This is a genomic window from Bradyrhizobium sp. cir1 (genome assembly GCF_014198245.1).
Taxonomy (GTDB): Bacteria; Pseudomonadota; Alphaproteobacteria; order Rhizobiales; family Xanthobacteraceae; genus Bradyrhizobium.
Genome location: NZ_JACIHE010000023.1, coordinates 62,882 through 75,504 on the forward strand (window position 1 = coordinate 62,882; position 12,623 = coordinate 75,504).

Genomic DNA, 12,623 nt, shown 5'->3' on the forward strand with positions numbered 1-12,623 from the left:
AATAGCCATCATCAATCGCGGCATAGGGTGGATGTATCGATCCTGGCGCGAAAAAGCGCCGCAGGCTTGCCCCGGCCTTGGCCGAAGTAAGTAGCATTATATTTCTTGCCATCGCGGATTGGGGCGAAATATGGTGCAGGGGCAGCGCTGAGCCATTGGCGGCTCGATTGATTTTGCGTTCAATAGAGACAGGCCCGGGGCGGCGATCACCCCGTTTCCGGGACCAATAATTAAGGAGGGGAGTGGTTATGAGGACGGCATTCTGGCTGGCGGGCGCAGCGGCGCTGGTGCTGGCGAGCCCGGCATTCGCCGGCGACACCATCAAGATCGGTTTCGTCTCGACCTTCAGCGGCCCGACCGCCGTGATCGGCAACGACATGCGCAACTCGTTCGAGCTCGCGCTCGACCATCTCGGCCGCAAGATGGGCGGCAAGCCGGTCGAGGTGATCTACGAGGACGACGGGCAGAAGCCCGACGTCGGCAAGCAGAAGACCGAGAAGCTGGTGCAGTCCGACAAGGTCGATTTCATCGTCGGCTACATCTGGTCGAACGTGCTCTTGGCCTCGCTCAAGACCGCGGTGGATTCGAAGACCTTCCTGATCTCGGCCAATGCCGGCCCGTCGCAGCTCGCCGGCGAGCTCTGCTCGCCTTACGTGTTCTCGACCTCGTGGCAGAACGACCAGACCCCGCAGGCGGTCGGCACCTACATGAACCAGAAGGGCGTCAAGTCCGTATTCCTGATCGGCCCGAACTACGCGGCCGGCAAGGACATGCTGGCCGGCGTCAAGAGCACCTTCAAGGGCGAGGTGGTCGGCGAGGAATATACGGTGTGGCCGAGCCAGCTGGACTTCTCCGCCGAACTCACCAAGGCCAAGAACTCCAAGGCCGAGTCGATCTTCGTGTTCTATCCGGGCGCGGCCGGCGTCCAGTTCCTGAACCAATATGCGCAGGCCGGCATCAAGCAGCAGATCCCGCTCTATACCGCCTTCACGATCGACGAATTGTCGCTGCCGCTGCAGAAGGACAACGCGCTCGGCGTGCCCGGCGCGCAGCAATGGGTCAACGACCTGCCCAATGACGAGAACAGGAAGTTCGTCGCCGACTACCGCAAGAAGTATACCGGCCTGCGCCCGACCTTCTACGGCGCGCAGTCCTATGACGCCGCGAACCTGATCAACAGCGCCGTCGTCGCCGTGAAGGGCGACACCTCCAAGAAGGACGAAATGAAGGCCGAGATGGAGAAGGTGAGCTTCAAATCGGTGCGCGGCCCGTTCAAGTACGGCAACAACCACATCCCGATCCAGAGTTTCTACCTGCAGGACGTGGTCAAGGACGCCGAAGGCCAGCTCGCGCTGAAGACCGTCGCCACCATCGTGGAGAACGACCAGGATCGTTTCCACGACAAGTGCAAGATGAAGTGAGGTGGCCTCTCTCCTCCCTCTCCCCGTTCTTACGGGGAGAGGGGTGGGGTGAGGGGCTCTCTCCCCGAGGACGGAGTTGCTCGAATTCCTCGATAGTCTCCACAACGTCATTGCGAGCGCAGCGAAGCAATCCAGAGTCTTTCCGCGGAGCGATTCTGGATTGCTTCGCTGCGCTCGCAATGACGTGTTGAGAGAGCGTTACCCCCGATTGCGATGTGACTCGCGGAGGCCCCCCGCCGCGCTGCGCGTCGGCCTCTCCCCGCAGGCGGGGAGAGGCGAAGACCTACACCCTTGGCATGCTCGCGGGGCGCACCTCGCGCGCCTGCGCTGCAAGCCTGATGCCGGCATTGGCGGCGCCAAAGCCCTGATAATTCCGGCGCTCGACGATCTCGAAGAAGAAGCGCTCGTCGAAGATGTGGGTGTAGACCTGGAAGAACTCGCTGTCGCCCTCGCGGTCGTAGAGGATGTGGTTGGCGCGCAGCTGCGCCATCAGCTCGGGTGCGAGGTCATATTTGGCTTCGATGTCGTCGTAATAGTTGTCGGGGATATCCAGGAAATCGGCGCCGCGCTTGCGCATCGCGGCGACGGTGGCAAAAATATCCCGGCACGCGAAGGCGACATGCTGCACGCCTGAGCCGAAGAACTCCGAGATGAAGCGCGCCGGCAGGGTGCGATTGGCGGAGGAGCCGTTGAGCACGAAGCGCAGGCTCTGGTCGGCGTTGATGATGGCCTGGCTCTGCACGAGGCCTCTGGGATCGGCGATCTCCATCTGCGGCAGGCGCTTCAAGTCGAGGATGCCGGTGTAGAACAATAGCCAGGACAGCATCTCGTCATAGGGCATCGACTGCGCGATGTGGTCGACGGCGATCAGGGCGTCCGTGCTGGCGTCGCTTGCGACCGGTTCGAAATCGGTGTCCCAGTTCTTGCCGGCCTGATCGAGGAAATAGAGCAGGCTGCCGCCGACGCCGTGGATCGCGGGAATCTCCAGTTCGCCCGGCCCAACCGGCTGGTAGAAGGTGCGCGCCTTCAGCGTCTCGGCACGCTGCATGGCAAGGCCGGCGTTGTCGACATCGAGCGCAATGGCGCAGACGCCGGGCCCGTGGGTCACATAGTGCGAATGCGCAAAACCGTCGGTCTCGCAATTGATGACGAGCTCGACCTTGCCCTGCGACCAGCGCTCCACGGCCTTGCTGCGGTGCCTGCCGCTCCTTCGGAAGCCGAGTTGCGAAAACAGCCGGGCAAGCTCACCGGCCTTGGTCTCGTTGACGGCAAACTCGATGAACCCGGTGCCGCGGCTCTTCGCCTTCGGGGCCAGCGGCTCGCCGGCAAATTTCGGCCAGTCCGGCGCTAGCTGGTCCTCCAGCAGGATCAGCGAGCGCAGGCCGTCGACCGCAGTTTGCGCGGCCGAGCCGGCGCGGAACTGGTCGTTGAATATCTCCAGCGACAGCGGTCCGGCATAGCCGGTCGCCGCGATCGCCGCCATGAACTCGCCGACCGGCAGGTCGCCCTGTCCGGGGAAGGAGCGGAAGTGCCGGCTCCACGACAGGATGTCGAGCTCGAGCTTCGGCGCATCGGCAAGCTGGACCAGGAAGATCTTGTCGCCGGGAATCGAGGCCATGGCGCGGGTCGGAAATCCCGGCGCCAGCGCATGAAAGCTGTCGAGAATGATGCCGATCGCAGGGTGATCGGCGCGACGCACGATCTCCCAGGCATCGCGATAGTCGTTGACGTGGCGGCCCCAGGCCAGCGCCTCGTAGCCGACGCGCAGGCCACGTTTCGCGGCGCGCTCGCCAAGCTCGCGAAAGTCGTCCGCGGCGCGGTCGATGCCGCCGAGCGAGGCTGGCGACACGTTGGAGCAGATCAGCAAGAGATCGGTGCCGAGCTCCTGCATCAGATCGAACTTGCGTTCCGCGCGTGCGAAATTGCGCGTGCGCTGCGGTTCCGGCATGCCCTCGAAATCGCGGAACGGCTGGAACGCGCAGATCTCGAGATTGAGGTCCTTGCAAAGTTTTGCGATGTCGCGCGGGCCTGCGCCGAACGACAGCAGATCGTTCTCGAAGATCTCGACGGCGTCGAAGCCGGCGGCTGCGATGGCGCGGAGCTTTTCGTCGAGGGCACCTGAAAGGGAGACGGTCGCGATCGAGCGTTTGGTCATGCTGCGTTGTCCTCCATCGCGCCCCCAAGGAACAATTGCCCAATGCGGGGATCGTTCAAAATGCGCTCTGCCTTGTCGACCATGCGGGTCTGGCCGAGTTCGAGCACGATACCGAAATCCGAGATCTCCAGCGCCGAGCGCGCGTTCTGCTCGATCATCAGGATGGTGACGCCGCGGTCGCGGAGGCTCTTGAGGATATCGAAGGTCTGCTGCACCATCAGCGGCGACAGGCCGATCGAGGGCTCGTCGATCAGCACCAGCTTGGGTTCGAGCAGCAGCGAGCGGGCGATCTCGAGCTGCTTCTGCTCACCGCCCGAAAGCGTCGATGCCTGCTGCGCCGATTTGCGGCGCAGCGCCGGAAACAGGTCGAGGGCCGCCTCGATCCGCTTGGGGAGGTCGAGGCCCTTCTCGGCGGCGACGCCGCCAAGCTCGATATTGTGGCGTACCGACAGCTCCGGAAAGATGTTGCGGCCCTGCGGCACGTAGCAGATGCCGGCATTGAGCAGCGCGCGCTGACTCAGATTCGTGACGTCGCGGCCGGCAAAGCTGATCTTGCCTTCGCGCAGCTTCAGGAGGCCGAAGATCGCCTTGAACACGGTGGACTTGCCGGCGCCGTTGGGGCCGATGATGGTGGTGATGGTCGCCTCCGGCACGGCGAAACTGGTGCCGTTCAGGATCCTCATCTTGCCGTAGCCGCCGACGAGGTTGTGAACCGAGAGGATCGGGTCGCTCATGGCTCGCTCTCCCTAATGCCCGAGATAGGCTTCGATCACGGCGGGATTCTTGCGGACCTCGTCCGGCCGTCCCATCGCCAGCACCTTGCCTTCCGCCATCACCATCACGCGCGAGCACAGCGTCATCACGAATTCCATGTTGTGCTCGATCACGACGAAGGTCGCGTTCTTTTCGCGGTTGATCGCGACCAGCCGCTCTTTGAGATCCGCCAGCATCGACGGGTTGACGCCGCCGGCGGGCTCGTCGAGCAGCACCAGACGCGGTCCGCCCATGAAGGCCATGGCGGCATCGAGCAGCTTTTGCTGGCCATAGGAGAGGCCGCCGGCGGGTTCGTCGGCGAGATGGTCGAGCTTGAAGAAGCCGATCATCCGGTTGGCGGCGTTCGTCAGTCCGGCGTCGGAGCGGCCGACCAGGCGCGAGGCCATGTTGCCCTGGTGCTCCTGCCCCGCAAGGATCAGGTTCTCGCGCACCGAGAGTTTGGGGAACACCTGCAGGAGCTGGAAGGTGCGGCTGACCCCGAGCTTGTTGAGCTCGGAGGGGCGCAGGCCGGTGACCACCTGCCCGTCGAGTTTCACCTCGCCGCCCGATGGCGTGAGCTGGCCGAGGATGCAGTTGAACAGCGTCGACTTGCCGCAGCCGTTCGGGCCGATCAGGCCGAGGATCTCGCCCTCGCGGACGTCAAAGCTGACGCCGTCGACGGCGTGGATGCCGCCAAAGCTCTTCTTGATATTGGTGACTTCGAGGACCGCGCTCATTGCACCGTCTCCAGGCGCGACTTGGCGACGGCGCGCAGCGCGGAGGCCGCCTTGGTGCGCCGCGCGGCCATGTAACGATCAAGGATTCCCAGAATGCCGGTCGGCGACCAGATCAGCAGCAGCATCACCGCGACCGCATAGAGCATCAGATAATAGCCTTCGGTGAAGCGCAGCCATTCCGGCAGCAGCACAGCGATCATCGCGCCGAGGAAGGGGCCGAAATAGAAGCCGGCGCCGCCGACGATCACCATCATCAGCAAATCGAGCGAGAGCGACAGGTTGAAGGGAACAGGGTCGATATATTGCGTCAGCGGCGCATAGAGCGCGCCGGCGACGCCGCCGAGTGCCGAGCCGATCGCAAACGCCATCAGCGTGTAGCGCCGCGTGTCGATGCCGAGCGATTGCGCGCGCAACGGATTTTCGCGCAGCGCCATGAAGGCGCGGCCCCAGGGCGAGCGGATCAGCCACCACACCGCCAGCGACACGATCGCGAGCGAGCCGAGGCAGACATAGTAGAACGGCAGCGGCTTGTTGGTGGCGATCCCGAAGATGTTCGGCCGCGGAATGTTGGAGATGCCGTAGATGCCGCCGGTCAGCCAGCTCTCATTGCGGAACACGAGGAAGGCCAGCGTCGAGAAGGCGAGGGTGACGAAGGCAAGGTAATGGTGCTGCACGCGCAGCGCGGGATAGCCAAGCACCCAGCCGACCGCGAAGCTCAACATGATTGCAACGAGGATCGCCGCCGGCAGCGGCCAGCCATGGGTGGTCATGATCGCGGCGGCATAGGCGCCGATGCCGACGAACGCGCCCTGCGCCAGCGAGACCTGGCCGGCATAGCCGAGCGTGAGGTTGAGGCCCATCGCGGCGATGCTCATCACCGCCCACTGGCTCAGGATGAACAGGCCGTAGCGGTTGAAGTTCATGGGGACGACGATCAGCGCGGCGATGACGGCAAGGCCGAGCGCGATCTTCAACGGTTTTGCGAAGCCGCTCATACGGTGCGCTCCTCGGCGCGGCCGAGCAGTCCCTGCGGCCGGAACAGGATGACGGCGATCAGGAAGATCATCGGGACGGCGGCGCGGTACTGCGTCGAGACATAGGCGGCCGCGAGATTGTCGAGCACGCCGATCAACAGGCCGCCGGCAATCGCGCCGCGCACCTGGTTGAAGCCGCCGACGATCGCGGCGATGAAAGCGGCCTGGCCCAGCACCTCGCCGGAGGAGAATTTTGCGAGGTAGATCGGCGTGATCAGCAGCGAAGCCAGCGCCACCAGGAAGGCGTTGATCAGGAAGGTCAGGAGGATCATGCGTTCGACAGGGACGCCGATGATGCGCGCCACCGTCGGGTTCTGCGCCGCGGCCTGCATCTGGTGGCCGAGCGAGGTGCGGTTCAGCAGCGTCGTCAGGCCGAGAACGGCCAGAATGGCGACGGCGAGGACGCCGATGCTCTGCAGCGACACGGCGTGGCCGAGGATCGAGATGTCTCCGGTCGGCACGATCGGGGGGAAGGGCGAGGCTTCCGCGCTGAAGAACTGCTTGACGGCCTCCTTGATGCCGATCGCGAGCGCCATGGTCGCAATCGCGAGCGGCAGCACGCCATGGCGCATCATCGGGTCGACCAGCAGCATCTTGAAGGCGAGGCCGAGCAGGATCATCGACAGCAGGATGCCGAGGATGATCGCGAGCCAGAACGGCGCGCCGGCATGCATCGCCGCCAGCATCAGGAAGGCCGGCAGCATCACGAACTCGCCTTGCGCGAAATTGATGGTCTGCGAGGTCTGCCACAGCAGCGTGAAGCCTACCGCGACCAGCGCATAGATGGCGCCGGTGGCTAACCCTGCGACCAGTAAATCGAATAGGTTGGACATGTTCCCCTCTTTCCTCTCCCTCTCCCCGCTCTTTCTTTCTTCTCCCTCTCCCCGTTCTTACGGGGAGAGGGCAGGGGTGAGGGGCCTCTCCCCGCGAATTCAATTATCACCGTGACTGCGGTGGCACCCCTCACCCCAACCCTCTCCCCGCGAAGAGCGGGGAGAGGGAAAGGAGAGATCTCTCCCCGCATCCGCCTTCGCTCAAGCTTCGGCGAGACGCGTGTGGGGAGAGGGCAGCGCCTCACTTCACCTTCGGCAGTACCTGCTTCACGACCTGCTTGCCTTCGACCACCTCGACCAGGAAGCTCTGGCGGTCGATGTCGCCGGTGTCGCTGAAGGTGACGTCCATCAGGATGCCCGGCTCGTCCGCGGCCTTGATGGTCAGGCCGTGCAACGTGTCGGCAAACTTCTTCGGGTCGACCTTGCCCATCTTCTCGGTGGTGGCTTTCACCATGTAGACGGCGAGGTAGCCCTTCAGGCCGTTATGATCAGGGACGTAATTGTACTTCTTGGAAAACTTCTCGCGGAACCCCTTGATGAGGTCGACCGGCGCGTCGGTGGTGAGGCCGACATGGCCGCGCGCACCGTTGGCGGCATCGCCGGCGAGCTCGATCACCTTCTGGCCGATCAGCGTGGTCTCGCCCATCAGCGGCGCGGTGACGCCCTGACGCTTCAGCTCCTTGAGGATGCGTGCGCTCTCTTCTTCATTCAGATACACGAACACCGCGTCGGGATTGGCAGCCTTGATCTTGCCGACGTCGGCGGCGAAGTCCGCCTGGCCCGCTTCGGTCGAGAGGTCGGCAACCACCTTGGAGCCGAGCCGGTCGAGCTCCTTGACCACGACATCGCGGCCGCCGCGGCCGAAGTCATTGTTGACCCAGACCACCGCGACCGTCTTCGCTTTCATCTCGTCGTGGATGTACTTTGCGACCTTCGGCATCGATGATTGCTGGCCGAACGAGGTGCGGAACAGGAACTTGTTGCCGCCTTGCGTCAGCTCGGCGGCTTCGCCGCCCATGATCTGCGCGATGCCGGCTTCGGCCGCGAGCGGCGCGGTCACCTTCACCGAGCCGGAATAGCCGGGCCCGAGCAGCACATAGGGCTCGGCGTCGAGCGCCTTCTGCACCTGGGCGCGGGCGACGCCGGGGTTGGATTGGGAGTCGGCGTGGGTTACCTCGAGCTTGCGGCCGAGCACGCCACCCTTGGCGTTGATCTCCTCGATCGCGAGATCGATGCCGTTCTTCCAGTTGGTGCCGACGGTGGCGCCGCCGCCCGAGAGCTCGGCGACGTCGGCGAGCTTGATCGCCTGGGCGTGGACGCTGGTTGCAGTCGCGAAGGCAAGCAGGGCGCCTGCCAGCAAGGTCGATTTCATGATCTCCTCCCGGTTTTCGTTGATGTTGTCCGCGGCCTTGTGTCCGGCCGCTTCCGTTACGCTGCGTGATAGGCCGAACTTCGTGCCGCCATCACCTCGTCGAATGCCTCTCCCATGACTTCGGTCGATGGAGCAAGGCCGGTGAACAGTTCGAACGCGTCGGCAGCCTGGTAGATCGCAAGCTCCCGCCCGGTCATGATACGCGCGCCCATGGCTTTGGCCGCCGCCAGCAGGGGCGTGATCAGCGGCGAATAGACGGCGTCGGCGACCCACAGGTTTTCGCGCAGCAGCGAGGCCGCGACCGGGGTGTCGCGGTTCGGCAGCATGCCGACCGGCGTGCCGTTGACGAGGCCGGTTGCGCCATGAAGCGCGTCCTCGACGCTTCGGGCCACCCGCGCGCCACCATGCTCGGCCAGCAGCGCAGCGAGTTTCTCGGCGCGCGCCGGTTCGCTGTCGAAGATCCGGAGGTCGGTCACCCCAAGGCTCGCCAGCGCAAAGGCGATCGCCTTGCCGACGCCGCCGGTGCCGATCACGGCCACTGCATTTCCGGAAGCCGCCAGCAGCGGCGCGACCGCGCGCGCAAAGCCCGTCGTGTCGGTGTTGTGGCCGATCAGCCGGCCGTCCCTGACGACGACGGTGTTGACCGCCGCCATGGTCGCCGCAGCCGGTGCCAACTCGTCGAGCAGCGGGACCACCGCCTCCTTGTAGGGAAAGGTGACGTTGACGCCGGCAAAGCCGAGCCGCCGTACGCCTTCCAGCATCAGGCTGAGTCCGGCGGCGTCGGCGCCGGCGACCTCGATGAGCTGGTAATGGCCGCGCAGGCCTAGCGCCTCGGCGGCGCGCTCGTGCATGGCGGGTGACGCGGAGTGCGCGATCGGCGCGCCGATCAGGCCGGTGAGGAGCTTCTTGCTGGCGGCGTATCCGCGCTTCGACATGGTTCGCTATCGTCTCGCTGGGAGCGTTCGATCCCGGCCAATAGCGGGGAAATCGACGCAAGTCCAAGGGGGCCTCCACTTGCGACGATAGTCTTTCCCCCGCCTAACACAATTACCCTTTTATCCGGCAAACCTAACATAATGTTATTTCTTGCGGCCGCGCCCCGCGGAGGCCTTGCCATTGCCGCGGGACGGCTCGACAGCGCGCATCTCGGCGCGCAGGGATTCGATGAAGTATTCGACGTGGAGCGACAGCGGCGCGCCGCGCTTGACCGCGATATAGGTGTCGAACCGCGTCGGCTCGGTGATCTTCAAGAGCTCGATTCCGGGATAGCCGCCATGGGCAACCGTGAACTGGTCGATGATGGCGATGCCGAGGCCCGCCTTCACCAGCGCGCAGACCGTGGTGCCGAAGCGCGCACGGATGGTGATGTTGTAGTCGAGCCGGTGGCGCGCGAAGATCTCGGCCATGATCCGGCCGTAAGGGTCGTTGGGATCGATGCCGATCAGCGGGTAGCGGGTGATCTCGGCAGCAGAGACCTGCTTGCGGCCGGCGAGCTCGTGGCCCGGCGGCACGATGCAATAGAGCTCGCCCGAGGCGAGCGGCAAGAAGTCGAGCCCGGAATGCTCCAGCCGGTAGCTCATCGCGACACACTCGCCGCGGCCGAGCAGCAGATAGTCGATGGCCTCCTCGATCTTGAGGATGTTGATGTCGATGCCGAGATCGGGATAGCGGCGGCGGACACGCTCGATCGCACGGGGCACCATCACCTGCGAGATGCTCGGCACCGAACCGATGCGCAATTCCGACAGGCCGCCGCGCCCGATCTTGGAGATGATCTCGGAGAGATCGTCGACCTTCTTGTAGACGCCGTTGATCTGCTCGAAGATGTTCTCGGCTTCCGGCGTCGGGAAATAGCGGCCGTTCTGGCGCTGGAAGAAGCGGATGCCGAGCGAGCGCTCGGTGTACTTGACGAGGCGGCTGATGCCCGGCGCCGAGACGTTGAGCAGCTTCGCCGCGCCGCCAATGGTGCCCGTCACCATCACGGCACGGATCACTTCAACCTGGCGCAGCGTCATCATGGTCTGGCATCCGAAAGACGATCGTGGCGGCGATCATCTCACGAGAGATGCGATGTCATCCAGCGGCAAGTGTGTTGTGATGTGAAGAGCGCGCTGCCTTACCAGGGGAGGGTGAGCGCGCAGCCCAATCGTAAGGGATGACGGAGCAATTTCTCTTTCAGAGTGTTTCGACTAAAATCTGCGCGTTCAGATGGAAAGGTATCGTCGCGCGATCTTTTGCAGCGGCGTCGCTTGCTGCAACTGCTTTCTAGCTCGCCGGGCCCTCGGGCGAAATGCTGTCCGCCAACTCCGCGCGCTCGCTCTGCAGCACCTCGCGCGCGAACTCGATGATCTTCTGCTTGTTTGCCGTTTCGCGCACGGCGAAAAACACGCGGTTCAATTCCAGGCCGAGCACGCTGTTGAGGGCGATGTTCTCGTCGTCCATCATTGTTTTCCCGCTTTCTACGCCTTTAGGTGTAACTTGACGTCACTTCTTCCACAAGTAGATTAAGGCCTTAGAGCAGGTCGCTACCGGTAAACTACGGGACCAGCGAATTGAGGCAGCCCTCGAATACGTGCTATACGGGACGGTGTGGGTCAGGAATTGCACCGATGTCCGCCGTAGACTATGGCCGGGAGGCGCTCGACTTCATTGAAGGCCTTGGGGCTTATCGCACCGTCCCAGACGCGATGAATGCGCTTGAAACAGTCTTCGGTCGCTTCGGCTTCGAAACCATCATCGTGACGGGGCTGCCGAATCCCGATCAGCGCTTCGCGCAGATGGTGCTCGCCAAGCGCTGGCCCGCGGGCTGGTTCAGTCTCTACACCCAGAACAATTACGACCGCGTCGATCCGGTGGTGCGGCTGTGCCGGCAATCGGTCAACCCGTTCGAATGGTCGGAAGCTCCCTATGATGCCGAGCTCGAGCCTGATGCGGCCGAGGTGATGAACCGCGCCGGCGATTTTCGTATGTCGCGCGGCTTCATCGTGCCGATCCACGGGCTCACCGGCTATGAAGCCGCGGTGTCGCTCGGCGGCGTCCATCTCGACCTCAATCCCCGCAGCAAGCCGGCGCTGCACCTGATGGCGATGTATGGCTTCGACCACATCCGCCGTCTGCTCGAGCCGGCGCCGTATCCCTCGACGCGTCTCACCCCGCGCGAGCGCGAGGTGATCTCGTGGGCCTCGCAGGGCAAGTCGGCCTGGGAGATCGGCGAGATCCTGCACATCACGCAGCGCACGGCCGAAGAGCATCTTGCAACCGCCGCGCGCAAGCTCGGTGCGGTCAACCGCACGCATGCAGTGGCGCTGGCGATTCGCAGCAAGATCATCAATCCCTAAGCGACGTACTGGGAAATTTCCCAATATCGAACCTGCGTCTTTTCGCAGATTCTGCCCCCATTGAGGATGAATGGGGGTTTTCATGATTCACGCAATTTCCGCGGTAAATCGCCACCTTTACGAAGACGTACTCGAACAACATTTCAGGCTGCGCCACGACATCTTTGTCGAGGAGCGGCGCTGGGAGACGCTGCGCCGGCCGGATGGCCGCGAGATCGATTCCTATGACGACGAGGATACCGTCTATCTGCTTGCGCTGGAGGGCCGGCGTGTCGTCGGCGGCCACCGGCTCTACCCGACGACCAAACCTTCGATGATGAGCGAGGTCTTCCCGCATTTGGCGGCGGTGCGCGGCTGTCCCGTGGATCCGCTGGTCTGGGAGTGGTCACGCTACTTCGTCGTCCGCGACCGCCGCGACGGCGCTCTCAATCTGCAACTGATGGCGGCGGTGCAGGAGTTCTGCCTCAATCAGGGAATCGCGCAGGTCAGCGCGATCATGGAGACCTGGTGGTTGCCGCGCTTCCACGAGGCCGGCTTCGTCGTGACGCCGCTCGGCCTGCCGGCCCTGGTGGAGAACGCATGGACCATGGCGGCCACCATCGACATTCGTCGGGAGACGCTCGATGCCCTGCATGATCGCATCGGCATGGCTTCCATCGTGCAGCAGGACGGCCCGCGTCTGGATGCCGTCGCCCGTGCCAACCTCTGCGGTCTTGCTGCCGCGCAACGAAAGAGCGCCTGAGATGTCGAACATGATGCGGGACAGCCAGATCATGGCGCAAACCCAGGACGAGAACCTCGGCTACATGTCCGACATGGCGATGGAGCTGGCGCAGATGGCGGAAGACTCCGGACTGACGACGCTCGCCTATCTGTTCCGGATGGCGGCGCTGGAGGCTTCGACCGTCAACAGCGTGCTCGCCGAGCCGGACGATTTTCCCCAGCAGATGACGTCGCACTAGACGCATCCTTGCTTCATT

General features: G+C 64.0%; 13 protein-coding genes. 4 read left to right on the forward strand and 9 right to left on the reverse strand.

Going from position 1 to position 12,623, the window contains the following annotated elements:
* Positions 1-248 precede the first annotated feature (248 nt).
* Complete coding sequence (locus GGD63_RS32500; RefSeq protein WP_183248172.1) at positions 249-1,421, forward strand: ABC transporter substrate-binding protein; 1,173 nt, start codon at positions 249-251, stop codon at positions 1,419-1,421.
* A 283-nt stretch (positions 1,422-1,704) separates the two neighbouring features.
* Here GGD63_RS32500 and GGD63_RS32505 read toward each other — a convergent pair whose 3' ends face one another.
* From GGD63_RS32505 to GGD63_RS32545, 9 genes are all read right to left on the reverse strand, one after another.
* Positions 1,705-3,576: a bifunctional sugar phosphate isomerase/epimerase/4-hydroxyphenylpyruvate dioxygenase family protein gene (locus GGD63_RS32505; RefSeq protein ID WP_183248174.1), complete on the reverse strand. Its 1,872-nt coding sequence runs from the start codon at positions 3,574-3,576 to the stop codon at positions 1,705-1,707.
* Positions 3,573-4,310: an ABC transporter ATP-binding protein gene (locus tag GGD63_RS32510; RefSeq protein ID WP_183248176.1), complete on the reverse strand. Its 738-nt coding sequence runs from the start codon at positions 4,308-4,310 to the stop codon at positions 3,573-3,575. The genes GGD63_RS32505 and GGD63_RS32510 overlap by 4 nt, the downstream gene beginning before the upstream one ends.
* Positions 4,311-4,322: 12 nt before the next feature.
* Entirely contained in the window at positions 4,323-5,066 is a 744-nt protein-coding gene (locus tag GGD63_RS32515; protein WP_183248177.1) for an ABC transporter ATP-binding protein, read from the reverse strand.
* Positions 5,063-6,061 (reverse strand): branched-chain amino acid ABC transporter permease, encoded by a 999-nt coding sequence (locus GGD63_RS32520; RefSeq protein WP_183248179.1) that lies wholly within the window; start codon positions 6,059-6,061, stop codon positions 5,063-5,065. The genes GGD63_RS32515 and GGD63_RS32520 overlap by 4 nt, the downstream gene beginning before the upstream one ends.
* On the reverse strand, positions 6,058-6,933 hold the full coding sequence (locus GGD63_RS32525; protein WP_183248181.1) for a branched-chain amino acid ABC transporter permease: 876 nt from the start codon (positions 6,931-6,933) through the stop codon (positions 6,058-6,060). Before GGD63_RS32525 ends, GGD63_RS32520 begins: the two co-directional genes overlap by 4 nt.
* A 241-nt stretch (positions 6,934-7,174) precedes the next feature.
* Complete coding sequence (locus tag GGD63_RS32530; RefSeq protein ID WP_183248183.1) at positions 7,175-8,305, reverse strand: ABC transporter substrate-binding protein; 1,131 nt, start codon at positions 8,303-8,305, stop codon at positions 7,175-7,177.
* Between the two features lie 56 nt (positions 8,306-8,361).
* Complete coding sequence (locus tag GGD63_RS32535; protein WP_183248185.1) at positions 8,362-9,240, reverse strand: shikimate dehydrogenase; 879 nt, start codon at positions 9,238-9,240, stop codon at positions 8,362-8,364.
* Positions 9,241-9,384: 144 nt separating this feature from the next.
* A complete protein-coding gene (locus GGD63_RS32540) occupies positions 9,385-10,323 on the reverse strand; it encodes a LysR family transcriptional regulator (RefSeq protein ID WP_183248187.1) in 939 nt (312 codons plus the stop codon).
* Between the two features lie 247 nt (positions 10,324-10,570).
* Positions 10,571-10,750, reverse strand: coding sequence for a hypothetical protein (locus tag GGD63_RS32545; RefSeq protein ID WP_183248247.1), 180 nt, complete (start codon positions 10,748-10,750; stop codon positions 10,571-10,573).
* Between the two features lie 164 nt (positions 10,751-10,914).
* On the opposite strand from GGD63_RS32545, the gene GGD63_RS32550 reads away from it, so the two are divergent.
* From GGD63_RS32550 to GGD63_RS32560, 3 genes are all read left to right on the forward strand, one after another.
* Positions 10,915-11,643 carry a LuxR family transcriptional regulator gene (locus GGD63_RS32550; RefSeq protein ID WP_183248189.1) on the forward strand — a complete coding sequence of 243 codons (729 nt, stop codon included), beginning with the start codon at positions 10,915-10,917 and terminating at the stop codon, positions 11,641-11,643.
* Positions 11,644-11,725: 82 nt separating this feature from the next.
* Positions 11,726-12,385, forward strand: a complete 660-nt coding sequence (locus GGD63_RS32555; RefSeq protein WP_183248191.1) for an acyl-homoserine-lactone synthase — start codon at positions 11,726-11,728, stop codon at positions 12,383-12,385.
* Position 12,386: 1 nt separating this feature from the next.
* Positions 12,387-12,605, forward strand: coding sequence for a hypothetical protein (locus GGD63_RS32560; RefSeq protein WP_183248193.1), 219 nt, complete (start codon positions 12,387-12,389; stop codon positions 12,603-12,605).
* The last annotated feature ends 18 nt before the right edge of the window (positions 12,606-12,623 follow it).